At 59.4% G+C, this 26926-nt stretch carries 23 protein-coding genes and 1 riboswitch; of the genes, 6 read left to right on the forward strand and 17 right to left on the reverse strand.

Features of this window, described 5'->3' with window-relative positions:
- Positions 1-12 precede the first annotated feature (12 nt).
- The 5 genes from FHL16_RS19240 to rplM form a co-directional block, all read right to left on the reverse strand.
- Entirely contained in the window at positions 13-795 is a 783-nt protein-coding gene (locus FHL16_RS19240; RefSeq protein WP_010458152.1) for a cytochrome c1, read from the reverse strand.
- The gene (locus FHL16_RS19245; protein ID WP_010458153.1) at positions 795-2006 is read right to left on the reverse strand and encodes a cytochrome b; all 1212 of its coding nucleotides are present in this window, start codon (positions 2004-2006) and stop codon (positions 795-797) included. The genes FHL16_RS19240 and FHL16_RS19245 overlap by 1 nt, the downstream gene beginning before the upstream one ends.
- The gene (gene petA, locus FHL16_RS19250; protein ID WP_007905300.1) at positions 2006-2599 is read right to left on the reverse strand and encodes a ubiquinol-cytochrome c reductase iron-sulfur subunit; all 594 of its coding nucleotides are present in this window, start codon (positions 2597-2599) and stop codon (positions 2006-2008) included. Before petA ends, FHL16_RS19245 begins: the two co-directional genes overlap by 1 nt.
- A gap of 267 nt (positions 2600-2866) precedes the next feature.
- The gene (gene rpsI / locus FHL16_RS19255) at positions 2867-3259 is read right to left on the reverse strand and encodes a 30S ribosomal protein S9 (RefSeq protein ID WP_002555064.1); all 393 of its coding nucleotides are present in this window, start codon (positions 3257-3259) and stop codon (positions 2867-2869) included.
- 14 nt (positions 3260-3273) lie between these two features.
- Entirely contained in the window at positions 3274-3702 is a 429-nt protein-coding gene (gene rplM, locus FHL16_RS19260; RefSeq protein WP_007905295.1) for a 50S ribosomal protein L13, read from the reverse strand.
- Between the two features lie 245 nt (positions 3703-3947).
- Here rplM and FHL16_RS19265 point away from each other — a divergent pair, with 245 nt between their 5' ends.
- Positions 3948-4988, forward strand: coding sequence for an NADP(H)-dependent aldo-keto reductase (locus tag FHL16_RS19265; protein ID WP_010458157.1), 1041 nt, complete (start codon positions 3948-3950; stop codon positions 4986-4988).
- A 103-nt stretch (positions 4989-5091) separates the two neighbouring features.
- On the opposite strand, the gene FHL16_RS19270 is transcribed toward FHL16_RS19265, so the two are convergent.
- Positions 5092-6228 (reverse strand): acyl-CoA dehydrogenase family protein, encoded by a 1137-nt coding sequence (locus FHL16_RS19270; RefSeq protein WP_010458159.1) that lies wholly within the window; start codon positions 6226-6228, stop codon positions 5092-5094.
- A 245-nt stretch (positions 6229-6473) separates the two neighbouring features.
- Here FHL16_RS19270 and FHL16_RS19275 point away from each other — a divergent pair, with 245 nt between their 5' ends.
- Entirely contained in the window at positions 6474-7370 is an 897-nt protein-coding gene (locus FHL16_RS19275; protein ID WP_169857917.1) for a GlxA family transcriptional regulator, read from the forward strand.
- A 173-nt stretch (positions 7371-7543) separates the two neighbouring features.
- On the opposite strand, the gene zapE is transcribed toward FHL16_RS19275, so the two are convergent.
- From zapE to FHL16_RS19290, 3 genes are all read right to left on the reverse strand, one after another.
- On the reverse strand, positions 7544-8638 hold the full coding sequence (gene zapE, locus FHL16_RS19280; protein ID WP_010458163.1) for a cell division protein ZapE: 1095 nt from the start codon (positions 8636-8638) through the stop codon (positions 7544-7546).
- Positions 8639-8729: 91 nt separating this feature from the next.
- Positions 8730-10085 carry a tryptophan--tRNA ligase gene (locus FHL16_RS19285; protein WP_077748996.1) on the reverse strand — a complete coding sequence of 452 codons (1356 nt, stop codon included), beginning with the start codon at positions 10083-10085 and terminating at the stop codon, positions 8730-8732.
- 24 nt (positions 10086-10109) lie between these two features.
- A complete protein-coding gene (locus FHL16_RS19290) occupies positions 10110-10739 on the reverse strand; it encodes an alpha/beta hydrolase (protein WP_042932570.1) in 630 nt (209 codons plus the stop codon).
- A 144-nt stretch (positions 10740-10883) separates the two neighbouring features.
- Here FHL16_RS19290 and FHL16_RS19295 point away from each other — a divergent pair, with 144 nt between their 5' ends.
- The gene (locus tag FHL16_RS19295) at positions 10884-11318 is read left to right on the forward strand and encodes a YhcB family protein (protein ID WP_010458168.1); all 435 of its coding nucleotides are present in this window, start codon (positions 10884-10886) and stop codon (positions 11316-11318) included.
- Positions 11319-11586: 268 nt separating this feature from the next.
- Here FHL16_RS19295 and FHL16_RS19300 read toward each other — a convergent pair whose 3' ends face one another.
- The 7 genes from FHL16_RS19300 to FHL16_RS19330 all read right to left on the reverse strand — a co-directional run bounded on the left by FHL16_RS19300 (position 11587) and on the right by FHL16_RS19330 (position 22330).
- A complete protein-coding gene (locus FHL16_RS19300; protein WP_010458190.1) occupies positions 11587-12318 on the reverse strand; it encodes an OmpA family protein in 732 nt (243 codons plus the stop codon).
- Between the two features lie 102 nt (positions 12319-12420).
- Positions 12421-13062, reverse strand: coding sequence for an MBL fold metallo-hydrolase (locus FHL16_RS19305; RefSeq protein ID WP_010458191.1), 642 nt, complete (start codon positions 13060-13062; stop codon positions 12421-12423).
- An 88-nt stretch (positions 13063-13150) separates the two neighbouring features.
- On the reverse strand, positions 13151-15889 hold the full coding sequence (locus tag FHL16_RS19310; RefSeq protein ID WP_077748997.1) for a LuxR C-terminal-related transcriptional regulator: 2739 nt from the start codon (positions 15887-15889) through the stop codon (positions 13151-13153).
- Between the two features lie 351 nt (positions 15890-16240).
- Positions 16241-17605 (reverse strand): DUF1329 domain-containing protein, encoded by a 1365-nt coding sequence (locus tag FHL16_RS19315; protein WP_010458193.1) that lies wholly within the window; start codon positions 17603-17605, stop codon positions 16241-16243.
- Between the two features lie 28 nt (positions 17606-17633).
- Positions 17634-19520: a DUF1302 domain-containing protein gene (locus tag FHL16_RS19320; RefSeq protein ID WP_010458194.1), complete on the reverse strand. Its 1887-nt coding sequence runs from the start codon at positions 19518-19520 to the stop codon at positions 17634-17636.
- Between the two features lie 336 nt (positions 19521-19856).
- Positions 19857-21539: a fatty acid--CoA ligase gene (locus tag FHL16_RS19325; RefSeq protein WP_077748998.1), complete on the reverse strand. Its 1683-nt coding sequence runs from the start codon at positions 21537-21539 to the stop codon at positions 19857-19859.
- 161 nt (positions 21540-21700) lie between these two features.
- A complete protein-coding gene (locus tag FHL16_RS19330) occupies positions 21701-22330 on the reverse strand; it encodes a LysE family translocator (protein WP_077748999.1) in 630 nt (209 codons plus the stop codon).
- A 240-nt stretch (positions 22331-22570) separates the two neighbouring features.
- Here FHL16_RS19330 and FHL16_RS19335 point away from each other — a divergent pair, with 240 nt between their 5' ends.
- From FHL16_RS19335 to FHL16_RS19345, 3 genes are all read left to right on the forward strand, one after another.
- Positions 22571-23536, forward strand: a complete 966-nt coding sequence (locus FHL16_RS19335; protein WP_077749000.1) for a 2-hydroxyacid dehydrogenase — start codon at positions 22571-22573, stop codon at positions 23534-23536.
- Positions 23537-23569: 33 nt separating this feature from the next.
- Entirely contained in the window at positions 23570-24568 is a 999-nt protein-coding gene (locus FHL16_RS19340) for a class I SAM-dependent methyltransferase (protein WP_010458199.1), read from the forward strand.
- A 40-nt stretch (positions 24569-24608) separates the two neighbouring features.
- A riboswitch (yybP-ykoY riboswitch) is annotated at positions 24609-24733 on the forward strand.
- Positions 24734-24822: 89 nt separating this feature from the next.
- Positions 24823-25407 carry a TMEM165/GDT1 family protein gene (locus FHL16_RS19345; RefSeq protein ID WP_010458201.1) on the forward strand — a complete coding sequence of 195 codons (585 nt, stop codon included), beginning with the start codon at positions 24823-24825 and terminating at the stop codon, positions 25405-25407.
- 136 nt (positions 25408-25543) lie between these two features.
- Here FHL16_RS19345 and FHL16_RS19350 read toward each other — a convergent pair whose 3' ends face one another.
- Entirely contained in the window at positions 25544-26362 is an 819-nt protein-coding gene (locus tag FHL16_RS19350; RefSeq protein ID WP_077749001.1) for a M48 family metallopeptidase, read from the reverse strand.
- Positions 26363-26926: the final 564 nt, after the last annotated feature.

Raw genomic sequence — 26926 nt, forward strand, 5'->3', positions numbered from 1 at the left:
CTTACAGCTTTATCAATGGACGTCTTTCCAGTATTCACGCTTGAGCAAGTAAGCGAATACGAAGAAGAACGCCAGGTACAGCAACACATAGGTACCGATGCGCTGATGCTCCAGCTTAACCGGGTTAGCCGAGTAAGCCAGGAAGGTTACCAGATTCTTGACCTTCTCATCGAACTGCTGTTCGGTCAGAGCACCGCTCTTCGGCACGATGGTCAGCTGATCGCACGCTTCATGTGTCAGCGCGTTACCGGTCAGCGGATCATATTGCTTCTTGCCGTCTTCGACGATCGGAACCTGCTTGCAACCGACAACCTGACGACCTTGCAGGCCAACCAGGACGTTAGGCATGCCCACGTTCGGGAAAACCTTGTTGTTCACACCCCAAGGACGCGACGGATCTTCGTAGAAGGACTTCAGGTAACCATAAAGCCAGTCCGTACCACGAACACGCGCTACCAGAGTCAGGTCAGGCGGTGCGGCGCCAAACCAGGTCTTGGCGTCAGCCGGCTGCATGCCGATGCTCATGTGGTCGCCGATCTTGGCGCCGGTGAACACCAGCTTCGAGAGCATCAGGTCATGCGGGATGCCCAGGTCATCCGCAACACGCTCGTAGCGCTGGAACTTGGCGCTGTGACAACCCATGCAATAGTTGGCGAACGTACGTGCGCCGTCCTGCATGGCCGCTTTGTCAGAAACGTCGATATCGACCTTTTCCAGTTCAGGAGCACCGGCCGTCGACGCGAAGGACAACACAGGCATGGCAGCAAGAATCAGTACAGCAAATAGCTTTTTCATCAGCCAGTCACCCTTTCCGGAACCGGTTTGGTCTTCTCGAGCCTGGTGTAGAACGGCATCAGAATGAAGTAGGCGAAGTACAGGAAGGTGCATACCTGCGACAGCAGCGTACGACCCGGCGTCGGAGCCAGAACACCCAGAACGCCGAGGATCACGAACGAGACGCAGAACACCACCAGCCAGATTTTGCTCAGCCAGCCTTTGTAGCGCATCGACTTGACGGGGCTGCGATCCAGCCACGGCAGGACGAACAGCACAGCGATGGCCGCGCCCATGGCGATAACGCCCAGGAGCTTGTCCGGAACTGCCCGCAGAATCGCGTAGAACGGTGTGAAGTACCAGACCGGAGCGATGTGCTCAGGGGTCTTGAAGGCGTTCGCCACTTCAAAGTTCGGCTTCTCGAGGAAGTAACCGCCCATTTCCGGGAAGAAGAACACGATCGAGCAGAAGATGAACAGGAACACCACCACGCCGACGATATCTTTCACGGTGTAATACGGGTGGAAGGCAATGCCGTCCAGCGGTACGCCGTTTTCGTCTTTGTGTTTCTTGATGTCGACGCCGTCCGGGTTGTTCGAACCGACTTCGTGCAGCGCCAGGACGTGCAGCACCACCAGACCGAGAATCACGATCGGCAGGGCCACGACGTGCAGGGCGAAGAAGCGGTTCAGGGTGATACCGGAAATCAGGTAGTCACCACGGATCCACTGGGTCAGGTCGTTACCGATGACCGGGATCGCACCGAACAGCGAGATGATCACCTGGGCGCCCCAGTAGGACATCTGGCCCCACGGCAGCAGGTAACCCATGAAGGCCTCAGCCATCAGCGCCAGGTAAATCAGCATGCCGAAGACCCACACCAACTCACGCGGCTTCTGGTACGAACCGTAGAGCAAGCCACGGAACATGTGCAGATAAACCACGATAAAGAACATCGAAGCGCCGACGGCATGCAACATACGCAGGATCGAGCCGTACTCGACGTCGCGCATGATGTATTCAACGGAAGCAAACGCTTCTTCCGCCGATGGCGTGTAGCTCATGGTCAGCCAGACACCGGTAACGATCTGGTTGACCAGAACGAGCAGCGCCAGGGAGCCAAAGAAATAGAAGAAGTTGAAGTTCTTCGGGGCGTAGTACTTGCTGAGATGGTCTTCCCACATTTTGGTCGCGGGAAAGCGTGCATCAACCCAATCCATGAACTTGCTCATCACGCTTTCTCCGTATCGACGCCAATGACAATGATGTCATCGGTCTCATAGGAATGCGGGGGAACTGGCAGGTTCAAAGGCGCAGGTTGCGACTTGTAGACGCGGCCAGCCAGATCGTAGTGGGAACCGTGGCAAGGGCAGAAATAACCACCTACCCAGTCCTTGCCCAGATCCGCAGGTGCCACTTCTGGACGGAAGGTCGGCGAGCAACCCAGGTGCGTGCAGATACCGATCAGCAGCAGAACTTCTGGCTTGATCGAACGCGTTTCCGGGTCGACATAGGTCGGTTGTGTCGAGTTCTTGGAGGTCGGGTCAGACAGCTGGCCCTCGATCTTTTTCAGATTCCCCAGGATTTCCTCGGTACGGCGGACAATGAACACCGGCTGACCGCGCCACTCAGCAATCATCTGCTGACCTGGTTCGATTTTGCTGACATTCACTTTCACCGGTGCACCTGCGGCTTTCGCCTTGGCACTGGGAAACCATGACCCCACGAACGGGACCGCAGCCCCCACCGCTCCTGCAGCACCCACCACGGATGTGGCTGCTACCAAGAAGCGACGCCGGCCTGCATTCACGCCGTCATTGCTCATTCAGTCCTCTCCCATCAGCTTTGTGGCCTGTTAAATCAGGCGTCTACTAAGTAAAAATCTGAACTTATAAAAATTTTGCCGAATGGTAATGAAAAGCCCCAATTCTGACAAGGTAATTACCGAGGGGCTTCACTGCCAAGCCTTGCAGTATAGGGCTTCTACGGCTGTGGCAAGTTGTCACAGCGCAATTCTTTGATAAATCGCGCCCATAAAAAAACGCCCAGCTTCGCGAGGAAACTGGGCGTTCTTTTTGAACGCGAAAGCGAATTAACGCTTCGAGTACTGCGGACGCTTACGCGCTTTACGCAGACCAACTTTCTTACGTTCAACTTCACGAGCATCGCGAGTAACGAAGCCAGCTTTGCGCAGAGCGCCACGCAGGGTTTCGTCGTACTGCATCAGAGCGCGAGTGATACCGTGGCGGATTGCGCCAGCTTGACCACTTACACCGCCACCGATAACGGTGACGTAGATGTCGAACTTTTCAACTGTCTCGGTCAATTCCAGCGGCTGACGAACTACCATGCGGGCAGTTTCGCGACCGAAGAAATTATCCAGGGAGCGGTTGTTGATCGAGATGTTACCAGTACCCGGACGCAGGAAAACGCGTGCGGTTGCGGTCTTGCGACGGCCAGTGCCGTAATTTTGAGTCGCCGACATAATGAACTATTCCGTTAAAACTTCAGTTCTTGGGGCTGCTGAGCAGTATGAGGGTGTACAGCGCCCGCATAGACTTTCAGCTTACGATACATGTCGCGACCCAGCGGGTTCTTAGGCAGCATGCCTTTGACCGCGGTCTCGATCACGCGCTCAGGGGCTTTGGCGATCAGCTTTTCAAAGTTGATCGACTTGATGCCGCCCGGGAAACCGGAGTGGGAGTAGTAGATCTTGTCGGTGGTTTTAGCACCGGTTACACGAATCTGCTCGGCATTGATAACGACGATGTAATCGCCGGTGTCAACGTGAGGAGTGTACTCAGCTTTATGCTTGCCACGCAGACGGCTCGCGATTTCGGTGGCCAGACGACCCAGGGTCTGACCTGCAGCGTCGACGACAAACCAGTCGCGCTGTACTGTTTCCGGTTTAGCAGTAAAAGTTTTCATTCTTTATAGCCTCAGGGGCCGCCCTGTAAATTAGACGGCGGATCTTACTGAATAGTGCGTACTTTGACAAGTCAAAGGCAGCCGGATACAGACGCTTTCGGGGGCTCGGGTCGGCGCGTCCGTTCAACGGCAAGATTCTTCGGCGGCGGCGCATCACTTCCACTGCAGAAAGAGGTGCGCAATTATGCAGATTGCGAAAAATAATTCAACCTGCTTTTATGATTGTTTTGCCCAAGGAGCACCCGATGGACTATCGCCAGCTAGGCCGAACCAATCTGAACGTGAGTGCCATCTGCCTCGGAACCATGACCTGGGGCGAGCAAAACACTGAAGCTGAAGCCTTCGCCCAGATCGAACGGGCCAAGAACGCCGGGATCAATTTCATCGACACCGCCGAAATGTACCCGGTGCCGCCGAAGGCCGAAACCTACGCCACTACCGAACGCTACATCGGCAATTACTTCAAAAGTCGCGGTGATCGCTCCGACTGGATCCTCGCCAGCAAAATCGCCGGCCCCGGCAACACCATCGATTACATCCGCGATAAAAACCTGCGACACAACCGCCAGCACATCACTGAAGCCGTGGATGCCAGCCTCAAGCGCCTGCAAACCGACTACATCGACCTCTATCAGCTGCACTGGCCGGAACGCAGCACCAACTTCTTCGGCCAGCTCGGTTACAAACACCAGACCGAAGCCAACCTCACGCCGCTGGAGGACACCCTCGAAGCGCTGGACGAGCAGGTCAAGGCCGGCAAGATCCGCCACATCGGCCTGTCCAACGAAACGCCATGGGGCACCATGCGCTTCCTCGCCCTGGCCGAAGCCCGTGGCTGGCCGCGCGCGGTGTCTATCCAGAACCCGTACAACCTGCTCAACCGCAGCTTCGAGGTCGGCCTGGCGGAAATCGCCATCCGCGAACAGTGCGGCCTGCTCGCCTATTCGCCGCTGGCGTTCGGTTTCCTGTCGGGCAAGTACGAAGGTGGCGCACGCCCACCAAAAGGCCGCCTGAGCCTCTACAGCCGCTTCAGCCGCTATTTCAACCCGCAGTCGGAAGCAGCGTGCAGCCGTTATGTCGCGCTGGCCCGGGAACACGGCCTGGACCCGGCGCAAATGGCGTTGGCGTTTGTCAATCAGCAGCCGTTTGTGACCAGCAACATCATCGGCGCCACAACCCTGGAGCAACTAGAGAGCAACATCGCCAGTTTCGAGCTGAAACTTTCCGATGAAGTGCTGGCGGGGATTGAGGCGATTCACAAGGATCACCCGAACCCGGCGCCTTGATCGACTCATAGTCCCCATCGCGAAAAGCTCACTCCCACAGGTTTTGCACAATCCCTGCAGGAGTGAGCCTGATCGCGATGAGGGCCTGACAGTCACCGCAAAATCAAAGCGACCGCGCAATAATCTCCTTCATGATTTCATTGGTCCCCGCATAAATCCGTTGCACCCGCGCATCGGCCCACGCTCGGGCGATCGGATATTCCCACATGAATCCGTAACCGCCATGCAACTGCACGCATTCGTCGAGCACCTTGCATTGCAGGTCAGTCCCCCAATACTTGGCCATCGCTGCGGTCGGCACATCCAGCTTGCCTTGCAGGTGCAGCTCCAGGCAGCGATCAACGAAGACCCGGCCGATCTGGATTTCAGTCGCCATCTCCGCCAGCTTGAAGCGCGTGTTCTGGAAATCGGCAATCGCCTTGCCGAACGCCTTGCGTTCACGGGTGTAATCGAGCGTCCATTTCAACGCAGCTTCGGCCGACGCCAACCCGCCAATGGCGACGGTGAGGCGCTCCTGCGGCAACTCCTGCATCAGGTAAGCGAAGCCCATGCCCGCCTGCCCCAACAGATTCTCCTTGGGGACCCGCACGTCCTGGAAGAACAACTCCGACGTGTCCTGAGCCTTCATGCCGACCTTTTCCAGGCGCTTGCCCTTGTCGAAGCCCGGGGTGTTGGCCTCGACCAGAAACAGACTGGTGCCCTTCGCGCCAGCCTTCGGATCGGTCTTGGCCACGACAATCACCAAGTCGGCCAGAAAGCCGTTGGTGATAAAGGTCTTGGAGCCGTTGATCACGTACTCGTCGCCATCCAGCACGGCGGTGGTTTTCACCCCTTGCAAGTCGGAACCGGCGCCCGGTTCGGTCATGGCAATCGCGGTAACCATTTCGCCGGACACCAGTTTCGGCAGGTATTTGTGCTTCAGCGCTTCACTGCCGTAATGCAGGATGTACGGCGCCACAATGTCCGAATGCAGAGAAAAACCGATGCCAGTCAGGCCGAGACGACCGACCTCTTCGATCACGACAGTGCTGTAGAGAAAGTCCGCCCCCAGCCCACCGTATTCCTCCGGCAGGTGCGAACAAAGCATCCCCGCCTCCCCCGCCTTGTTCCAGAGTTTACGGTCGATGTAGCCTTGTTTTTCCCATTGCCCGTGGAACGGCACGGCCTCTTTTTCGAGGAACGTTCGCACGCTGTCGCGAAACAATTCGTGCTCGGAACTGAACAAGGTTCTGGGGATCATGCGGCACCTGTCATTAATTGTTGGAAGAAGTTGACCTTCAGAGACTAAGCCCCGCATCCGATACAGGACACTGGACACATCAGACAAAAAATAAGACGATCCAGCCGTCTGGTGACCACTTTCCCCTATAAGAATAAAGTTGAATTATGTCTAACCAAGTCTCCACGCCCTTGCGGCGCGTCAGCATCCTGGCTATCGACCGGGTTTTCGCTTCCACCCTCATGCAAGCCAAGGATTTCTTTCATCTGGCCAGCCTGCGATATGGCAAACAACTGGGCCAGGGCCTGACACCGGCGTTCGAAACCCGGCTGGTCAGCCCCGACGGCAAACCGGTGAACAGCTTCAGCGATGTGATCATGCCGGTGGACGGCGGCCTGGAAAATGCCGACGTCATTATCCTCCCGGCCTTCTGGGACGATTTCGATACCCTTTGCCAACGTTATCCACAGGTCCTACCCTGGTTGCGTCAGCAACACGCTCGCGGCGCCGTGCTTTGCGGTGAGGCCACCGGGGTGTTCTGGCTTGCCGAGGCCGGCCTGCTCAACGGCAAGGAGGCGACCACCTATTGGCGCTTCTTCAATGCCTTCGCCGAGCGTTTCCCACAGGTTTATCTCAATCAGGACAAGCACCTGACGGACGCCGACAATCTGTATTGCGCAGGCGGCACCACCTCGGCATGCGACCTCTACATCTACCTGATCGAACGCTTCTGCGGCGCCAACGTCTCCCAGGCCGTGGCCCGGGACATTCTCTACGAAGTGCAGCGCAGCTATTCGCCAGGACGCATCGGCTTCGGCGGGCAGAAATTGCACCAGGACGTGATCATCCTGCAAATCCAGCACTGGCTCGAAGAACACTTCGCCGACAAATTCCGCTTCGAAGACGTCGCCCGCGAACACGGCATGAGCATCCGCAACTTCATGCGGCGCTTCCAGACCGCCACCGGCGACAAGCCCCTGCATTACCTGCAACGCCTGCGCATCGAAACCGCCAAGGGTTTGCTGTCGGGCAGCCGCAAGAGCATCAAGACCATCAGCTATGAAGTCGGTTATGACGATGCGAGCTTCTTTGCGCGGCTGTTCCGCCAGCACACCGAGTTGTCGCCGAATCAGTATCGGCAGCAATTTCAGCAAGCCGCCTAAGCTGAACCCAACACCCGTCCGATGTGGGAGCGAGCCTGCTCGCGAAAGCGATAAATCAGTCACATCAATGCTGGATCCGCCGCCTTCGTGAGCAGGCTCGCTCCCACAGGAAAACTGCGGTGAACAAAAAAGGGCCTGCATGTGCAGGCCCTTTTTTTATTGTCCGAATCGTCCTACGGCTTGTGCGCCCGGGACAGGAATTCGTGCGACTGCATTTCCAGCAGACGGCTGAGCGTGCGCTGGAATTCGAAGTTCAGGCGACCGCCGGTGTAGAGGTCCTTGAGCTCGACTTCAGCCGAGATGATCAGCTTGACGTTACGGTCGTAGAACTCGTCGACCATGTTGATAAAGCGTCGGGCGATGTCGTCGGTGGTGACGCTCATCTGCTCGACACCGCTGAGCAACACGGCGTGGAAGATCTTGCCCAGCTCGATGTAATCGTTCTGGCTGCGCGGGCCGTCGCACAGTTCGCGGAAGTCGAACCAGGCCACGTCATCGCAGGTGCGCACGGCGCGAATTTCGCGATTCTCGATCATCAGCACGTCATTCTCGATGGCGGCCGTGCATTCCGGAGTCAGGGCGCGGAAGCTTTTGCGCAGGCTTTCCTGAGCGGCTTCGTCCAGCGGGAAGTGGAACAGCTCGGCTTGCTCGAGGTGGCGCAGACGATAGTCGACGCCGCTGTCGACGTTGACGATGTCGGTGTTCTGTTTGATCAGCGCGATGGCCGGCAGGAAGCGCGCACGTTGCAGGCCATCCTTGTACAGACCGTCCGGCACGATGTTCGAGGTCGCAACCAGGGTCACGCCATTCTTGAACAGCTCTTCCATCAGCGTGCCGAGGATCATCGCGTCGGTGATGTCGGACACGAAGAATTCATCGAAACAGATCACCCGGGCTTCATCAGAGAAGCGCTTGGCGATGATGGTCAGCGGGTTCTTCTCGCCGCCGAGGGTCTTCATCTCTTCGTGCACGCGCTTCATGAAGCGGTGGAAGTGAGTGCGGACCTTTTCCTTGAACGGCAGCGCTTCGAAGAAGGTGTCGACCAGGTAAGTCTTGCCGCGACCCACGCCGCCCCAGAAATACAGGCCCTTGACCGGTGCCTGATCTTTCTTGCCAAACAGTTTGCCGAGCAGGCCCGGCTTGGTGTTCGACGCAGCGACCAGATCGTCGTACAGGCGCTGCAAATGACGCACGGCGGTTTCCTGCGCGGCGTCATGGAAGAATTCCGGGCGTTTCAGATCAGCTTGATATCGTTCTAGGGGCGTCATAATTCGTTAGCAAGGCAACAAAAACGGGCCGTCACTGTAGCGACGGCCCGTGGGAATGGCAATCGGCCCTTGGTCGGGTCGAGCCGTTGATTTATTCCTGAACCGGTGTCAGCGCAACCCGCAGGGCGTCGATGGCGACGTCGCGAGCGGCGTTGTCAGCAAAGGTCGGGCTGTCGGCCACGCACTCACCTTCCAGCCAGACGCTGAAGCTCTGCTCTTCACTGCGCACATCCAACGGCTGGCCCGATTGCAGCTGCTTGGTCACTTGACCAGCGGTTTTGCCGTCGGCGAAGTTGCGCGACAACAGCAGTTGCTCGCCATCGGCCGCCAGCAGACGGAAGCGGAAACTGCTGTCTTCTTCGCGGAAGCTGACAAAACGCGCGGCTTTCGCAGCTTTCTTCTTGGTGGTGGCAGCGACCTGAGTCTGGGCGACGAAAGAGCGCAGGCCGACCGCTTCGCGCAGTTCGTGGAGGAACGGTGTAGCCACCGAACGCGCTTTTTTCGCGCCGAGTTGCAGCATGTCTTCCAGGTCCGCCGGGCGTTCGATCAGTTGGTGATAACGCTCGCGGGACTCGCCCAGCTCGCTATCGAGCAGTTGGAACAGGCGATTCTTCGCCTCGCCCCAACCCAGGCCCTGCAACAGTTCGCTGCGGAATTCATCGGACTGTGCCGGCGTGGCAAACGCCTGGAACAGAGTGAACAGGTGCGAGTTGTCCGGATCCTTGGCTTCGCCCGGCGCGCGGGAGTCGGTGACGATCCGCGAGATCGCGTCCTTCATTTCCTTGGCGCTGCTGAACAACGGAATAGTGTTGTCGTAGCTCTTCGACATCTTGCGACCGTCGAGGCCTGGCAGCGTGGCGACGCTTTCTTCGATCAGCGCCTCCGGCATGGTGAAGAATTCTTTGCCCTGGCCGAACAGGTGGTTGAAGCGCTGGCCGATGTCGCGGGCCATCTCCACGTGCTGGATCTGGTCACGACCGACCGGCACCTTGTGGGCGTTGAACATCAGGATGTCCGCGGCCATCAGCACCGGATAGCTGTACAAGCCCATGGTGATGCCCGCATCCGGGTCTTCGCCGGTCTCGACATTCTTGTCCACCGAGGCCTTATAGGCATGGGCGCGGTTGAGCAGGCCCTTGGCGGCAACGCAGGTCAGCAGCCAGGTCAGCTCGGGGATTTCCGGGATGTCGGACTGGCGATAGAACGTCACACGATCCACATCCAGGCCACCGGCCAGCCAGGTCGCGGCGATTTCCAGACGCGAGCGCTGGATGCGCAGCGGGTCGTCGCATTTGATCAGGGCGTGGTAGTCAGCCAGGAAGTAGAACGAATCGGCATTGCTGTCACGGCTGGCCAGGATCGCCGGGCGGATGGCGCCGGCGTAGTTGCCCAGGTGCGGCGTGCCGGTAGTGGTGATGCCGGTGAGGATACGGGTACGAGTCGTCATGGGTAATCGCTTGTCAGACTGCAATCAATTCGAAAGGCGCGGCAGGATCAGATCCTTGAGATCGGTCAGCTTGCCATGAAAAAAGTGTCCGCATTCTGCCACTTTCAGCAGCTCATGGGGGCGTTCGAGCTTGTCGGACCATTCGTAAACAAGTGGCGGATCGATCACTTCGTCGGTTTCCGGCTGGATCAGGGTCAGTTCACCCTGCTGCGGCAGTTGATCCTGATCGCCCAGGCGCATGACAGCCGGCGCGACCATAAACAGATGCTTGAGCTGTTCGCCCTTGGCTTCCAGGCGTCCGCCGAGACTTGCTGCAACAAAACCACCAAAGGAGAAACCGAACAGGGTCAGCGGCAACTCGGGGTGTTTGGCCCGTAGCCATTCGGCAACGGCTTGGGCGTCGTCGACTTCGCCGGTGCCCATGTCGTGGGTGCCTTCGCTGGCACCGACGCCACGGTAGTTGAAGCGCAAAGTAATCAAACCGGCGTCGCGCGCGGTGCGCTGCAGGGTCGAGACGACTTTATTGAGCATGGTGCCGCCCTGCACCGGGTTCGGGTGGCAGATCAGCGCGATGCCGCGCGGCTGCTCATTATCAAGATAAAGGGCTTCCAGTTGGCCGACCGGGCCATCAATCACTACAGGGGTTTCGCGCATAAGCAAGGAAGGAACTCCGTGACCTCGAATCGGGTCGACTCGTCTAGCAAATTGTCTGTGCCAATCTATTGCGAGTGAATCGCGGTATACAGCGCAGGTTCGAGCCGTTAACGTAAAGCAAAGCCGTTTATAGAGGAAGGACTCGTGGAACACTCGCTCTTAGTTTGGTTGTTGCCGACTCTTGCCCTGGTTGTGGGTGTCGCCATTGGTTTCCTGATCGCTCGTTTGGTGCCGAATGCCGCGCCTAGCAGCACCCAACGTCAGCTGGATGACATTCAGGAACGTTTCGACAGTTATCAGAACGAGGTGGTCACCCACTTCAACAGCACTGCAAACCTGGTCAAGAAGCTGACGGCGAGCTATCAGGAAGTGCAGGATCACCTCGCCGAGGGTGCCAACCGCCTGGCCCTGGACGAGCAGACTCGTCAACGATTGCTGGCCGCCCTGCACGCCGATTCGGCACAGGCTCCCCGGGAACGCCTGACGCCACCGCGCAATCAGGAGCCGCCTCGCGACTACGCCCCCAAAGCTCCGAACGCGCCGGGCATGCTCGATGAGCATTACGGCCTGAAGAAGTAATCAGGTCTCGCGCGTCATGAAAAAGCCCCCGGATGAGTGATTGTCCGGGGGCTTTTTTAATTTTGAAGTTTTCATCGCCTGTTCTGTCCCCTTCGCGAGCAAGCCCGCACCCACAGGGGATTTGTGCTTTGCCACATTGTTGTGATCGACACAGAACACTGTGGGAGCGGGCTTGCTCGCGAAGGGGCCGGAACTGGCGACAAAAAAAAACCGCCCGATCTACTGAGAATCGGGCGGGCTTTTTTACGCCTGGGGTTCAATCAGACAATTACGGATACTGCTGAACCGTACCCGGCTGCTGCTGACCACCGTACTGCTGACCCGGAATCGCCTTCAGGTTGACTTCAACGCGGCGGTTCTGCGCCCGGCCATTGACGTCGCCGTTGCTGGCAATCGGATTATCCGGCCCGGCACCGCGCGCCGACAGGTTGGCGCCGCTGACACCTTGCGAGGTCAGGTAGGTCGCCACGCTCTGCGCACGACGTTGCGACAGGTCCATGTTGTGCTGGCGGCTGCCGGTGCTATCGGTGTAGCCGACGATTTCGATCTGGTTCTGGCTGAACTCCTTCAGCGAGCCGGCCAGATTGTTCAGCGGCTGATAGAAGCTGGAGGCGATATTTGCCGAATCGGTGGCAAACGTGATGTTGCCCGGCATGATCAGTTTGATCTGGTCACCCTGACGCTGCACCTCGACACCGGTGTTGGCCATGCTGGCCCGCAGCTTTTTCTCTTGCTGGTCAGCGTAGTAACCGTAACCGGCAGCGGAAGCACCCACCACGGCAGCGCCAATCAGCGCGCCCTTGCCACGGTTATCATGACCGATGGCGGCGCCAGCCAAGGCGCCAGCCAGAGCGCCGAGGCCACCGTATTTAGCGGTTTTGCTCATGCCCGTGGAGCCACTGTCAGCCTGGCCCTGGTTGTCATAAGGGTTAGGCGAGGCGCAGCCAGACAGCAAGGCCACAGCCGTAGCGACGATAATCAAACGCTGCTTGGTGAACATGAAGAGCTCCTACTTTTTGCATTCTGGGGTGCAACGGACAAAGGCAATGGACCTTTGCGGGTGTTGGATCATTTTGGCCGACGAAAATTCCGTCGATTGCCTTCAAGCCCGCACAAACGGGTTCTCGCGCATTTCATCGCCCAAGCGCGTGTCCGGACCATGCCCGGTCACGACCGTTGCTTCTTCGTCGAGCGTATAGAGTCGCTGCTTGATTGAACGCACGATGGTCGCTTGATCGCCGCCCCACAAATCCGTACGCCCTACCCCGCGACGAAACAACGTGTCACCGGCAATCAGCAGCTTGGCCTCGGAAAACCAAAAGCTCATGGAACCCGGGGTATGACCCGGCGTATGCAACGCCACGCCGCAACCGCAAGCCAGCTCTTCATCATCGGCCAACCAGCGATCCGGCGACGGCACCGGCGTGTAAGGCACACCGAACATCTGGCACTGCATCTCCAGATTGTCCCAGAGGAACTGATCTTCTTTGTGCAGGTGCAGGGTCGCGCCGGTTTTCTCCTTGAGCTGACCGGAGGCCAGGAAGTGATCCAGGTGCGCATGGGTGTGGATGATGCTGACCACCTTCAGGCCCAAGGCATCGAGACGCGCGAGGATCAGTTCGTGGTTGCCGCCTGGGTCGACGACGATGGCTTTTTTGGTGATCGGGTCGCCAATGATCGTGCAGTTGCACTGCAACGGGCCGACGGGGAAGGTTTCGCGGATCAGGGTGGGCTGCTGGGACATCGGGGCATGCTCGGAAAACAGGGATGGGCAATTTTGGCACAAAACCGTATTCCGTCATTTAGCGGACCCGGTAGACTTTGAAAATGCGCTACTCCAGCACCCTTAACTCTTTAGCCCGCGCCACCGCCTGCGTGCGCCGCTCAACCCCGAGTTTGCTATTGATGTGACTGGCGTGGGTCTTGACCGTGTGCAGCGAGATGAACAGCTGATCGCTGATTTCCTGGTTCGAGCACCCTTGGGCGATCAGGCGCAGGACGGACAGTTCACGCGCGCTGAGCTGTTCTGTTGCGGGGGATACTTCCAGTGTGGGGCGAGCGGCCATGGCTGGTAGTTTTTCGGTCAGTTCCTGCGAAACGACTGTAGGAGCGCATAGTTGCAGTTGCCCGCGCAGCCAGTCCGGGTGTTCGGCCAGCAATCGGTCGAACGGTTGCAGGACGCCACCAGCTGCCGCTTCCAGTGCCTGGGCAAACGCCTTGCGCGCCTCGGGCTCACGCCCGACCGAAAGCAACAGGGTGATTTTCTGAGTCAGCGCCATCACGCTGAGCATTTGCCGTCCCGATTTCTGCCCATGCTCAAGCAGCGCGTTCAAACGCCCTTCGGCCAGCATCGGCTGCCCCTGGATCACCTCCAGCAAGGCTTGCTGCAATTCGATATGCAGCGGCAGTTGTGGATGAAATTCCGGCGGCGCTGCCGCGTGCTCGCCGTTGTAGGTCTGTCCCAATCGCGCCAGCCAGGCTTCGGCCAGATCGGTTCGGCCCTGGGCCAGCCAGAGCTCGCATTTGACCAGGGTGATCATCGCCAGGTAGTAGATCGGCGGCACGTCCCAGATGTGCATCAGGCGTTCGGCTTCGGCGAGTTCGGCGAAGGCTTTGGCGAACTCGCCGCTGCTGCCCTCGAGCCGGGCGATCACGCAGTGGCCGATCAACACGCTGATATCGCGACAGGCTCGGGCTTCATTCAAGCCGGCTTGTAGACGCACCCGCGCGGCTTGCGGCTGCAAGCGCACGGCCAGCAAAAAGCCCTCGTACAAGGTCAGGCGCGCACGCACGGCATAAAGCCGTTGCGGGGATAACCCTTGCAGGCGTTGCAGCCCCTGACGGACCTCCTGTAACGAGCGCAGAATTTCCCCGCGCGCTTGCAGCACACGCGCGCGGTCGTAATGGGCCAGCGCTTCGAACAGTGGGTTGCCGACCCGTTGCGCCAATTCCAGCGATTCGCGGTTCAAGCTGCGTGCACGCCACAGGTCGCCGTCGGCGATCGCCAGGTTGGACAGCGTCGAAAGACACATCAGCCGTTGCCCGTAGCGCTTGGCCGGCAGACTATCCAGCGCTTCGGTGCAGTAAAGTTGCGTGAGCGCGCGATTGCCGCGCCCCCGGGCGATGATGCCACTCAGGGCCAACCATTGCGCCAGCATGGACTTCTGCGCAGTGGCCGACGGGGCTGGCAGGAAACGACTCAAGTGCGCCGCCAGCTCCTCCGCAGCGTCCAGCTGACAGGCCAGTCCCAACGCCCAGCTGTAGAGCACAATCAGGCGCGGCGTGCTGATCAGCAGGCTGTCGGGCAAGTCCATCTTCCAGCGCAGCAGCATGCCGACATTCTGTTCGGCGAGCAGTTGTTCTTCAGAGAGGTTTTGCACCAGGTTCGCTGCAACGTCCAGGTGTCCGGCGCGCAGTGCCTGCTCCACCGCTTCGTCGAGCAACCCCTGCGCATTGAACCAGCGACAGGCGCGCAGATGCAGGCTGGCGGCCGGCACGATTGACTGGGCGGCGGGCCGGGTACGCAGCAGGTCGGAAAACAAATGGTGATAGCGATACCAGTGACCGTGCTCGTCCAGCGGCACCAGAAACACTTGGTGCGCCTGAAGGAAACGCAGGATTTCGGCACTGTCATGGGCCTCGCGGACCGCGTCGCAGAGCTCGCTGCAAAAACGTTCCTGAGGCGCGGTGTCGTACAGGAACGACTGCACTTCGGCGGGCAGGCAATCGATGACTTCTTCGAGCAGGTAATCGCGAATCAGCCCTTCTCCGCCGTGCAACGACTGCGGCAATGCTCCGTCGGTACCGGCTTCGGACGCCGCCAGCAACCAGAAACGCAGGCCGGCGACCCAGCCTTCACTGCGCTGGATCAGGTTTTCCAGTGCCTCGCCACGCAATGAACTGCTGTGTCGATCGAGCAACGTGAGGGCTTCATCGTGGGTCAGTCGTAGGTCCTGCTCATGCAACTCAAGCAATTGCCGCGACAAGCGCAAACGCGCCAGATGCCAGTCCGGACGCTGTCGGCTGGTCACCATGACCAGCAAGCCATCGGGCAAATGATTGAGGAAAAACTGCAAGCAACGATCCAGCACAGGCCCCTGCGCCAGGTGATAGTCATCCAGCACCAGCAGCAAAGGTGTCATCGGCGAAAGGTGGATGGCCAGTTCATCGAGCAACCCGTCCAGCCATTCTTCGAAGGCGAAGGGCTGATGGCGCTGGCGCATTTTCAACAGACCCAGGGCCTGGCTGCCGAGCTTCGGAAAGTAATCCTGAAGACCTTCGAGCAACCGCTCGAGGAAACGCCCCGGATCGCTGTCTCGAGGACTCAACCCCAACCACAGACTGTGCCAATGGGCCGGCAGCCCCTGACAGAACTCCACCGCCAGTGAGCTCTTGCCGAACCCGGCGGGTGCACTGACCAGCAACAGCCTGCCACCGAGGCCAGCACTCAGGCGCTCGCACAGGCGAGGCCGCAGCACATGGCCGTCGGGCAACGGGGGCCGAAAAAAGCGCCCGTCCAGTGCCGCGACGGCAACGCTTGCAGGGCCCGGGAGTGGGGACAGATCAGTCATGGCCGGCTCTTGTTTGAATTGCGGGTGGCGGCGTTGCAGATGTCCGCAGACTATCGGTAAACGAAGAGGGAATGAAGGTTATTGCTACAAATGGCTACAAAAAGAATACAAGCAGAAGTTGCGGGGCTTGAGATGGCGTTTTCCTGACAGACCGTATCGCGTCTCCATCGCGAGCAGGCTCGCTCCCACAGTTGACGGCGTTCTCATGGAACAGCGCGCTACCTGTGGGAGTGAGCTTGCCCGCGATAGGCCGTCATCGACACTGAAGATCCACAGTGAGAAATCCGGGCAAAAAAACGCCCCGAACCAGTCGGGGCGTTTTTCGAGGATGCGGCCTCTGTTCAGTGCAGGTTAACGAACCCCGTCCTGACGCAGCGCAGCGGGGGTGAAATCGCTGGTGGTCGCGGTGAAGCCGAAGTCATATGCCGACTTCTCTTCGTTCTTCATGCCCAGTGCCAGGTAACGGCCCGATTGCAGGTCGTACAAGGTTTCCAGGGCGTACCACGGCACTTGCTTGTCGTAGTAGTTCTCGGCGTGAGCTTCCGCCACTCGCCACAGTTGATTACGGCCGTCGTAGTGGTCGATCACCGCGGCTTGCCAGGTGTCTTCGTCGATGTAGAAGTCGCGCTTGGCGTAGATGTGACGCTGACCTTCCTTCAAGGTAGCCACCACATGCCAGACCCGGCGCAGCTCGTAGCGAGCCAGGTCCTGGTTGATGTGACCGGCCTTGATGATGTCGTCGTACTTCAGTTGCGGTGAATCGAGCTTGTAGCTGTCGGAGGCAATGTACATCTCTTTCTTGCCTTCGAGTTTCCAGTCGTAGCGATCCGGCGCACCGTTGTACATGTCCAGGTTGTCGGAGGTCCGCAGGCCGTCAGCCGCAGTACCCGGCCCGTCATAGGACACTTGTGGCGCACGACGCACGCGACGTTGACCGGCGTTGTAGACCCACGCCGAACGTGGCTCTTTAACCTGATCGAGGGTTTCGTGCACCAGCAGCACACCACCGGCCAGACGTGCCGGCGCAGTCACTTTCTGCTTGAAGTAGAACAGGATGTTGCCCGGATTCGCCGGATCGTAGTCCTTCATCTTGTCGCGGAACACGAACTGATCCTGGAAGTACACCAGGCTGTACGAACCGTTCGGTTGCGGCGTCGCCTGGGTCACCAGGCGGGTCACGCTGCCTCCGCGATAACGGGTGATGTGGTTCCAGATGACTTCAACGCCGGTCTTTGGAATCGGGAACGGTACGGCGGTTTCGAAGTTTTCCAGGCCGTTGCCGCCAGACACGAGGTTGGTGTTGGTGGCGTTTTTCTTGATGGAGGCGAACACGGCATCCGGCACGGTCGCGCCACGATGGGACGGGTAAACCGGCATCTTGAAGGTTTCCGGGTAGCGCTTGAACATCGCGTACTGGCCCGGAGCGAGCTTGTCTTTGTATTGGTCGACGTTCTGCGCAGTGATGGTGAACAGCGGTTTTTCACTGGCGAACGGGTCAGACAGGAAGCCTTTGCCGTCGACGGTGCCGGCGTTTTTCGCCATCGGTTTCCAGGCCGGGATCGAACCGTCAGCGTTGCCCGCCATCTCGGCGCCCATCGGCGTCAGGCTCTTGCCCAGTTTGTCCGCTTCGGCAGCAGGCACTGCCGCCATGACGCTGGTCGCCAGCAGCGAAAGCCCCAGAACTCCAGCGTGGAACAGACTCTTTGTTATTTTCATATGTGTGTTCGTCCTGAAAAAACAGTGCTTAGAAGTTCACGCCGAAGCTGAGCGCAACGAAGTCGCGGTCATCGACGGTGGTGTACTTGCCATCAAAGAAGTTGGTGTAGGCCAGGCTCGCGGTGTAGGTGTTCTGGTACTCGGCGTCGACGCCCAGGCTCACAGCTTTGCGGCCTTCCTCGAAGTTGCCGCCAGGGCCTGGCGAGTAACCGTCCACGTCGTGGGACCAAGCCACGTTCGGCTTGAGGTTCACACCGGCGAACACGTCGTTGTATTCCCAGATGGCGCGACCACGGTAGCCCCACGAAGTCGACGTGGTGAAGCCGTCACTGTTGCAGTTGCGGCTGCGGTTGTTGGTTGGAGTGCCTGGGCCGGCACCGTTGATGGTGCTGGTGTTGAGGGCCACACAAGTATTCGCCCCGCCAGTGGCTGGCAATGCACCCGGACCGTAGACCGGATCGCGGCCATAACGGAGGTCGGAAGTGCTTTCCAGGCCGCCGACGTGAGTCACGCCCACTTCGCCCACCAGGGTCAGACGGCTTGCGCCCATGACCTGGTCAAAGAAGTGCGTCAGGGTGGTCTGGAATTGGGTGATTTCTTTACGACGATAGCCGTGCAGGTCTTGACCCGGGCCGGCAGAGAGCAACGAAGCGTTACCCAGGGCACCGCCCAGAGGTCGTACACCGGCGAACAGAATGTCGGTGGAGTTGAGCTGCACCGGTGCGTTCGGACGGTAGCTCAGTTCACCGCTCCACGCCGTACCGGTAGGCAGGGTGGTAGAGAAGCTCAGGCCGTAGAGGCGAATGTCTTCAGGGTATTCGATGAAGTATTTCGAGTTACCTGCCACCAGCAGCGGCGCGAGTGCGGCGAACGGTCCTGGCAGAGAAGCCGCGGTGTTATAGACCGACTGCGGCGCACCCGTGGCGCTGAAGATCGGCGCACGGCTGTGGTAGTTCATGAAGTAGGCACCGAACTCGGTGTCCAGTGGCTCGAACATGTACTTGAGGGACGCGCCCCACTGGCCGCTGTCGCGAGCATCACGATCGCCGCCACGCTGGACCAGCACACCTTCCTCGTTGACATTGACGCCGTTGGCGGCCAATGGACCCAACGCCACGGCTGGAATCTGCGAACGCTTGTTCAGCACGCGAAGGTTGTCGGTGCAACCATCGGCAACGATGTCCGGCTGCGAGAAGAACGTGCCGCAGTTATCGACAACGGTCTGGTCCCATTCCAGCTGGTAGAAGGCTTCTGCCGACAGGTTTTCGGTCAGGCTCTGGGACACATAGAACATGTTGACCGGGATCAGGCCTTCCTTGATCTCGGCACCCGGACGACGGAACGCAGACACGTCGATCGGGTTGATCGAGTTGATGCCGCCGCCGATGAAGGTACTTTCACCCCAGCTCACTACCTGCTTGCCCAGACGCACGGAACCCGGCTGATCGGCAACGGAGTAGTTGTGGTAGACGAAGGCGTCGAGGATTTGCCCGCCGGAGGACTTGGCGCCTTCCTTGCGGTTGTTGTCGCTGATGTCCTTGAACGGACGGCTTTCGTCCTTCAGTTCAAAGTCGTACCAGTATTTGCCACGGACGAAAACGCCAGTGTCGCCATATTTCAATTCAAGGTCATGGATGCCCTTGAAGATCTTCGAGAAGGTTTTCCCGCTTTCGAAGTTCAGGTGACCGTCATCAGAGGTCTGGGACAGGCCGCTGCCACCGTTGTTCACGCCAATGAGGTTCTTGTTGGCACTCTCGGTAGACCAGCTGGAACCGATCGAGAGGGAAGAATCGAACTGACCTTCGATTTCACCAACGTTGAAACTGACGCCGAATGCAGGCCCGGCGAGCGAAGAGGCGAGACTGACCGCCAGGGGCAATTTCGCCCGGCGCCAGAACGTGTTTACTGATGTCATCGACGCTACTCCATGTGCATTATTGTTATGGCAGTTAGCACTTCTAAAAACGTTGTGGATGACGGGGAGCCAAGGCGTCCCGAAGTCACTCCAAATTGCATCGCCCCGTTTTGTGCGTGCGCTCCGTTCTTAAAAATCCTTGAGCGGACTATAGCCAGCAGGTAGTAGAGCTTGATCCCTCTAAAGTGTGATTTGCAGCTGCCGGCCACTCTGGAACAGTCCTTTCGCCAGTCCGACACATGTCGGCATGCCAAGGATGGCTGAAAATTCGGATTTCACAAGCCAAGCGCTTGCTTGGTGGGGCTGGCGTGCCCTTTCGGGCACACCAGAAGGCGCTTAAAGCGTCGAGAGGAAGGTGCTGTTGTTGGCCTGCCATTCAGTGATGTCTAGGCGGATGCGCTTCTTGTCGAGTTTGCCGACACTGGTCTTGGGAATTTCAGTAACAAGGGCGATCTGGCTCGGGATCGCCCACTTGCTCAGGTGGCCCAACTCTACGAATGGCTTGAGGTGTTCCTTGAGCTCTTTAGCCCCGATCTCATGCCCTTCGCGGATCACCAGCAGCGCAAACGGGCGCTCGCCCCACTGTGGATCGGCGATGCCTACCACTGCTACTTCGCGTACCGCCACGTGACGGCTGATCAGATCTTCGAGGTCCAGGGACGAGATCCACTCGCCGCCGGTCTTGATCACGTCTTTGATGCGATCACGAATGTCGATCACGCCCATGCTGTCCAGCGTCGCCACGTCACCGGTGTGCAGCCAGCCCCCGGCCCAGAGCTCGGCGCCCTTTTGCGGTTCGTTGAAGTAGCCCTCGGTGAGCCACGGCGCACGCAGCACCAGTTCGCCCTGAGTCTCGCCATCGGCGGGCAGGAAGTTGCCGTCGGTGTCGACGATCGCCGCCTCCACCAGTGGCCCCGGCACGCCGGCCTTGATGCGATACGTGGTGCGTTCGTCTTCGGTGCCGGCCATCAGCTCATCGTTGAGGTGGGCACAGGACACCAACGGCCCGGTTTCCGACATGCCATAAGCGGCGGTCAGCTGAATGCCCTTGGCCTTGGCCGCTTCGTACAGTGCACGGTTCAGCGCACTGCCGCCGATGACAATTTTCCAGCCGCCGAAATCGGTGCTCTGCGCCGCCTTGGAATTGAGGACCATCTGCAGGATGGTCGGCACGCAGTGGGAAAAGGTGACCTTCTCCTTGCGCCACAGCTCCACCAGGTACTCCGGGTCGTAACGGCCGGGATAAACCTGCTTGAGCCCGAGCATGGTCGCCACATACGGCAAGCCCCAGGCATGCACGTGGAACATCGGCGTGATCGGCATGTACACGTCGTTGGTGCCCAGCAGCCGCACGCTGTCAATGGCGCCCATGATGGTCGACACGCCCATGGTGTGCAGCACCAGTTGCCGATGGGTGAAGTACACGCCTTTAGGGTTGCCGGTGGTGCCGGTGGTGTAGAACGTGGTCGCGACCGAGTTTTCGTCGAAATCCTGGAAGTCGTACTGCGTGCTCGCGGCCGCCAGCAACTGCTCGTACTCGCCTACCAGGTTCGGCAAGTCGGCGGTTTTTTCCGGCAGGTCTGTCAGAAGCAGGGTTTTCTCGACCGTGGTCAGGTGCCCGGCAATCGCCTGGTACAGCCCGACGAATTCGCTGTTGACCAGTACGAAGCGGTCCTCGGCGTGGTTCATGGTGTAGAGGATCTGTTCCGGTGACAGGCGCACGTTGATGGTGTGAATCACCGCGCCGATCATCGGGATGGCAAACATGCATTCCAGATACCGATGGCTATCCCAGTCCATCACCGCCACGGTATCGCCGGCCTTGACCCCGGCCGCCGTGAGCACGTTGGCCAGTCGCGCGACCCGCTCGATCAGGGTCGGATAGCTGTAGCGCAACTGGTCGCGGTAAATGATCTCGCGGGTTTTCTCGTAACGAGCGCCGGACATCAGCAGCCGTTTGATCAGCAGCGGATACTGGTAAGCGCCTTCGGCTGGGGGGATAACGCGAGTCTGCAACATAAGAATCCCTTTTCTGACTGCACGGTGTTGGCTTCAAGAGGCAACCACTCTAGAACCCTTATACGCCGGCCAAATCAGCCAAAGGAATGATTTGCAGAGCCGTACAAATGCTAGCTTTGCGCCAGCATTTGCGGGAGTTCGTTATCCAGAGCTCTGCGCGATCAATGCATCTCGGTAAAAGCGAGTTTGACGCCGATGGCGATCAGCACCACACCCATGGTCCGGTCGAACCAATGGCCCATCCGCGCAAAACCGGCGCGCACGCGCTGCTGGCTGAACAGCCGCGCCACCAGGCAGAACCACACGGCCGTCGCCGCCGCGAGATAGAGCCCGTAGCCTGCCTGTACCGTCAACGGCGTGTGCGGGTTGATCACCACGGTGAACAGCGACAAAAAGAACAGCGTGGCTTTGGGGTTCAGGCCGTTGGTCACGAAACCTGAGGTGAAGGCACCGCGGGGTGTGCGCTCGCCGGCTTCCTTGTGCAAGTCGTCGGTGACGGCTTTAGCCGGTTGCGCGCGCAAGGCCTTGTAGCCGATGTACAGCAGATACGCGGCAGCCGCCCATTTCAAGGCGTTGAACAGCACGATCGACTGCGACACGATCAGGCCGATGCCGAGCAATGAATAGCCGACGTGCAGGAAAATCGCCGTACCGACGCCCAGCGCTGTCCAGGTCCCGGCGCGACGGCCATGAGTCACGCTTTCACGCACCACCACGGCGAAATCCGGGCCGGGGCTGGCGACGGCGAGCAAGTGAATCAGGGCAACGGTCAAGAACTCTGTCCAGTACATGGGGGCTCCTTTGGGGTAGATCGATCAAAATGAAATTCACAGGTCAACGCCAACCCTTGTGGGAGCGAGCCTGCTCGCGATGCGATCTGACATTCAACAAAGGTGTTGAATGTTAATGACCCATCGCGAGCAGGCTCACTCCCACAGGTTTCGCACCTGGCCTGCAATGCGTAACTATATGTTTCATCTGGTAGGCTCGGCAGATTACGCCTTCAGTTCACCGCACAAAAGGTACAGTTGATGACGAACTCTCGCCGCGCCGTTTTCCTCGACCACCCTTCCCTGGACCTGGGCGACCTCGATCTCAGCCCGTTGCGCGACTGCTTTGACGACTTGCAACTGTTCGCACAGACCACGCCGGAGCAGGTGATCGAACGTCTCAAGGGCGCCACCGTGGCCATCAGCAACAAGATTCTGATCGACGCCAACGCCATCGCCGCCAGCCCTGATCTGAAGCTGATCCTGATCACCGCTACCGGCACCAACAACGTCGACCTCGCGGCCGCTCGTGCCCACGGCATCACGGTCTGCAACTGCCAGGGCTACGGCACACCGTCGGTGGCGCAGCACACGATCATGTTGCTGCTCAACCTGGCCACGCGCCTGGCGGACTATCAGAAAGCCGTGGGTGAAGGCCGCTGGCAGCAAGCGAAACAGTTCTGCCTGCTGGATTACCCGATTGTCGAACTCGAGGGCAAAACCCTCGGCCTGCTCGGCCATGGCGAACTGGGCGGCGCCGTCGCACGGCTGGCCGAAGCCTTCGGTATGCGCGTGTTGCTGGGGCAGATTCCGGGGCGCCCTGCCCGGCCGGATCGCTTGCCGCTGGATGAACTGCTGCCGCAAATCGATGCGCTGACCCTGCACTGCCCGCTCAACGAACACACCCGCCACTTCATTGGTGCCCGCGAACTGGCCTTGATGAAACCTGGCGCGTTCGTGGTCAACACCGCACGCGGTGGCTTGATCGATGAACAGGCACTGGCCGATGCCTTGCGCAACGGTCATCTGGGCGGCGCGGCGACCGATGTGCTGAGCGTCGAGCCACCGACCGCCGGCAATCCGTTGCTGGCCCACGATATTCCACGGCTGATCGTCACGCCGCACAACGCCTGGGGCAGTCGCGAGGCGCGGCAAAGGATCGTCGGTCAGTTGACCGAAAACGCGCAGGGATACTTCAGCGGTAAAGCGCTGCGGGTCGTCAGTTGATAGACTGCGGCACTTTTTTTCACAGGAGCAGTTATGGATCCGCGCAGTGAAGTACTGCTTCGTCAGGCCGACTTATTTCAGGGTTCGGTGCTGCTGGCCGGTTTGCCCGCCGACGACTTGCTGGGCCGTCTGCCCGACGCCCATGGCTGGTGCTGGCATGCCGGTGATCAAGCGGCGCTGGAGGCGCGTTTTGCCGAGCGCAGCCATTTTGGTGTGACCGCACCCGAGCGTGAGTTCGAGACGGCGGTGGTGTTTTTACCCAAGTCCAAGGACCTGACCGATTACATTCTCAACGCCCTCGCCTCTCGCCTGGCCGGTCGCGAGTTGTACCTGGTGGGTGAAAAACGCAGCGGCATCGAAGGCGCGGCCAAGCAACTGAACCCGTTCGGCAAGCCACGCAAGCTCGACAGCGCGCGGCATTGCCAGCTTTGGCTGGTCACCGTGGCCAACGCGCCAGAAGCCAAGTCGCTGGAAAGCCTGGCCCAGACCTATGAATTGCCGCTGGCCGAAGGTCCGCTGAAAGTCATCAGCCTGCCGGGCGTGTTCAGCCACGGCCGGCTGGATCGCGGTAGCGCATTGCTGCTGGAACACTTGGACAAGTTGCCGAGCGGCCACTTGCTCGACTTCGGTTGCGGTGCCGGTGTACTGGGCGCGGCGGTGAAACGTCGTTATCCGCACAATCAGGTGACGTTGCTTGACGTGGACGCCTTCGCTGCCGCCAGCAGCCGTATGACGCTGGCTGCCAATGGCCTGGAAGCGGACGTGATTACCGGTGACGGCATCGACGCGGCACCAATGGGTTTAAGCGCAATTCTGAGCAATCCACCGTTCCATGTCGGCGTCCACACCGACTACTTCGCCACCGAGAACTTGCTGCGAAAAGCAGCCAAACATCTGAAAAATGGCGGCGAACTACGCTTGGTTGCGAACAGCTTCCTGAAGTATCAGCCGCTGATCGAAGAGCACTTGGGCGTGTGCGCGATCAAGGCAGAAGGACAGGGTTTCAGAATTTATCGGGCCAAACGAGGCTGAAAAATAAGTGCTTGCCTAACGGGTTTTGCCTAGGCAGAATCCGCTCCGTCCTAGGGGAGTAGTCTCCCACGAGCGCCATGCTCGTCCGGCATACGTCAACATACTTGGTCAACAGACCATGGCGTATGCGACCCAAGCGTCCGCATCAGACGGATCGCAGGGTTTGACAAGACCTATGACACGAACACCTTACCCGGGGCGGGAAGGCTGTACGTGTCATAGCCGTGTCGACCCGCCCCTTAGGAAAATCCCTGATGCTGGACTCTCTGCTCGTTCCCACCGCAATCGTTGCCTTGGCCGAAATCGGCGACAAGACGCAACTGCTCGCGCTCATTCTCGCTGCCCGCTTTCGCAAACCCTGGCCGATCATCGCCGGCATCGTCGCCGCGACCCTGGCCAACCATGCGGCGGCCGGTGCGGTCGGCGCCTGGTTCGGCAGTTTCTTCTCGAATGCGGTGTTGCACTGGATCCTGGCGGCGAGCTTCGCCGCGACCGCACTGTGGACCCTGGTGCCGGACAAGATGGACGACGATGAAGCCAGCACCGCCCGCAAGTTCGGGCCGTTCCTGACCACGCTGATCGCGTTTTTCCTGGCAGAAATGGGCGACAAAACCCAGGTCGCCACGGTGATGCTCGCCGCGCAATACCCGGATTTGTGGCTGGTGATCATCGGCACCACCGCCGGGATGTTGATTGCCAACGTGCCGGTGGTGCTGGCGGGTAACTTTGCGGCGGATAAATTGCCGCTCACCCTGATCCGTCGCTTGGCGGCGTCGGCGTTCTTTGTCCTGGCGATTGTGGCGGTGTACAAGGCGATGCAGAGCAGCGGGTGGGTTTGACGCCGTAGGTTGATAGACCGCGTTATCGTTCTTCGCGGGCAAGTCTCGCGCCTACAGATTCTGTGTCGTAATCGACCGAAAACCTGTAGGAGCGAGACTAGCCCGCGAAGGCGTCAGCGGCATCACCGCCTGACCATCAGGATTTCGGCGCTTTCTCGTACAACGGCATCACCTTCGGAATCGCCGCCTGCAACGAAGCAATCCGGCTGGACGAAGCCGGGTGCGTACTCAAGAACTCAGGTGGGGCGCCTTCCGAGGCTTTGCTCATTTTGTTCCACAACGTGATCGCCGCATTCGGGTTGTAACCGGCGCGGGCCGCCAGCTCGAGGCCGATCAGGTCCGCCTCGTTTTCATTGCCACGGCTGTTGGGCAAGGTCATGCCGTATTTCGCCACGGTGTCCGCCAGGGCCAGGCTGTCCTGACCCAGACCGAGCAACGCACCTGCGCCTTGCTTGGCCATTTCGACACCGTATGCCTTGGACATCGCTTCACGACCATGCTCGCGCAGGGCATGGGCGATTTCATGGCCCATGATCGCGGCGATTTCATCGTCGGTGAGTTGCAGTTTGTCGATCAGCCCCGTGTAGAAAAAGATCTTGCCGCCAGGCCCGCAGTTGGCATTGAGCTCGTCGCTCTTGATCAGGTTGACTTCCCATTTCCACTGGGCCGAATCCGGACGAAACACCGGCGCCTGGGCAATCAGCCGGTCGGCAATCATCTGGACGCGCTTGGCGTCGTTACTGGTCTTGTCCAGCACACCCTTGGTGCTCGCCTCTCCGACAGTCTTCTGATAAGACTGCGCGTACATCTGGTTGACTTCGTCGGTGGACAACATGCTGAACATGTACTGCTTACGCTCTACGCCAACAGCCCCACCGCTGGTGGTATTGACCGACTGACAACCGGCAAGCAACAAACCTGCGCTCAGCGCACACACAACCAATGTCTTGTTCATCAAAAAACTCCCTGAAAACATGCCGGGTATCCTAGGCGGGTAACTGTATCCGCACCAGATACAACTGACGTGTAGACGCTCATTTCAGATAAAGCTCTCATTGCCGTAGGAAAAAATTCACATAACGGCGCTCGCCACGGCCGCCAACGCCCGGCAATGATTCATTTACGACATCAACCACTCCAAAACAGCCATTTCGCGCTGCCTCGCTCATGGCCCTCCAGCTCCCTGCCGATACACCACCGCAGACGTCCTCTTGCGTGCGGAGCACCCATGAAATTCAAGTCGATCCAGTTTTCCGTGGCCGCCCTCGCCGGCGCCATCGTTCTTAGCGTAGTCGCCGCGCTGGTGCTGTACGCACTGTTCTCCGGCGCCCGGACGCAAGACATGGTCCAGGAGCGGACCCAGGCGCAATTCGAGCAAGTCATCGAGCAGCGCCTGACCTCTCTGGCGCAAACCCAGGTCAGCCAGATCCAGCGCGAACTCGAAGCGCCGCTGCTGATCGCTGGCGGCCTGGTGCGGGTCAACGCGCTGATCGGTACGCCGGGGGCCGATGGCCAGCCG

The sequence above is a fragment of the Pseudomonas sp. FSL W5-0299 genome, assembly GCF_005930655.1.
GTDB lineage: Bacteria > Pseudomonadota > Gammaproteobacteria > Pseudomonadales > Pseudomonadaceae > Aquipseudomonas > Aquipseudomonas mandelii.

What these genes read in the sequence shown, in the direction of transcription:
- FHL16_RS19240 (WP_010458152.1), bottom strand. Translation starts at nt 795, where the DNA reads ATGAAAAAGCTATTTGCTGTACTGATTCTTGCTGCCATGCCTGTGTTG.
- FHL16_RS19245 (WP_010458153.1), bottom strand. Translation starts at nt 2,006, where the DNA reads ATGAGCAAGTTCATGGATTGGGTTGATGCACGCTTTCCCGCGACCAAA.
- petA (WP_007905300.1), bottom strand. Translation starts at nt 2,599, where the DNA reads ATGAGCAATGACGGCGTGAATGCAGGCCGGCGTCGCTTCTTGGTAGCA.
- rpsI (WP_002555064.1), bottom strand. Translation starts at nt 3,259, where the DNA reads ATGTCGGCGACTCAAAATTACGGCACTGGCCGTCGCAAGACCGCAACC.
- rplM (WP_007905295.1), bottom strand. Translation starts at nt 3,702, where the DNA reads ATGAAAACTTTTACTGCTAAACCGGAAACAGTACAGCGCGACTGGTTT.
- FHL16_RS19265 (WP_010458157.1), top strand. Translation starts at nt 3,948, where the DNA reads ATGGACTATCGCCAGCTAGGCCGAACCAATCTGAACGTGAGTGCCATC.
- FHL16_RS19270 (WP_010458159.1), bottom strand. Translation starts at nt 6,228, where the DNA reads ATGATCCCCAGAACCTTGTTCAGTTCCGAGCACGAATTGTTTCGCGAC.
- zapE (WP_010458163.1), bottom strand. Translation starts at nt 8,638, where the DNA reads ATGACGCCCCTAGAACGATATCAAGCTGATCTGAAACGCCCGGAATTC.
- FHL16_RS19285 (WP_077748996.1), bottom strand. Translation starts at nt 10,085, where the DNA reads ATGACGACTCGTACCCGTATCCTCACCGGCATCACCACTACCGGCACG.
- FHL16_RS19290 (WP_042932570.1), bottom strand. Translation starts at nt 10,739, where the DNA reads ATGCGCGAAACCCCTGTAGTGATTGATGGCCCGGTCGGCCAACTGGAA.
- FHL16_RS19300 (WP_010458190.1), bottom strand. Translation starts at nt 12,318, where the DNA reads ATGTTCACCAAGCAGCGTTTGATTATCGTCGCTACGGCTGTGGCCTTG.
- FHL16_RS19305 (WP_010458191.1), bottom strand. Translation starts at nt 13,062, where the DNA reads ATGTCCCAGCAGCCCACCCTGATCCGCGAAACCTTCCCCGTCGGCCCG.
- FHL16_RS19310 (WP_077748997.1), bottom strand. Translation starts at nt 15,889, where the DNA reads ATGACTGATCTGTCCCCACTCCCGGGCCCTGCAAGCGTTGCCGTCGCG.
- FHL16_RS19315 (WP_010458193.1), bottom strand. Translation starts at nt 17,605, where the DNA reads ATGAAAATAACAAAGAGTCTGTTCCACGCTGGAGTTCTGGGGCTTTCG.
- FHL16_RS19320 (WP_010458194.1), bottom strand. Translation starts at nt 19,520, where the DNA reads ATGACATCAGTAAACACGTTCTGGCGCCGGGCGAAATTGCCCCTGGCG.
- FHL16_RS19325 (WP_077748998.1), bottom strand. Translation starts at nt 21,539, where the DNA reads ATGTTGCAGACTCGCGTTATCCCCCCAGCCGAAGGCGCTTACCAGTAT.
- FHL16_RS19330 (WP_077748999.1), bottom strand. Translation starts at nt 22,330, where the DNA reads ATGTACTGGACAGAGTTCTTGACCGTTGCCCTGATTCACTTGCTCGCC.
- FHL16_RS19335 (WP_077749000.1), top strand. Translation starts at nt 22,571, where the DNA reads ATGACGAACTCTCGCCGCGCCGTTTTCCTCGACCACCCTTCCCTGGAC.
- FHL16_RS19340 (WP_010458199.1), top strand. Translation starts at nt 23,570, where the DNA reads ATGGATCCGCGCAGTGAAGTACTGCTTCGTCAGGCCGACTTATTTCAG.
- FHL16_RS19345 (WP_010458201.1), top strand. Translation starts at nt 24,823, where the DNA reads ATGCTGGACTCTCTGCTCGTTCCCACCGCAATCGTTGCCTTGGCCGAA.
- FHL16_RS19350 (WP_077749001.1), bottom strand. Translation starts at nt 26,362, where the DNA reads ATGAACAAGACATTGGTTGTGTGTGCGCTGAGCGCAGGTTTGTTGCTT.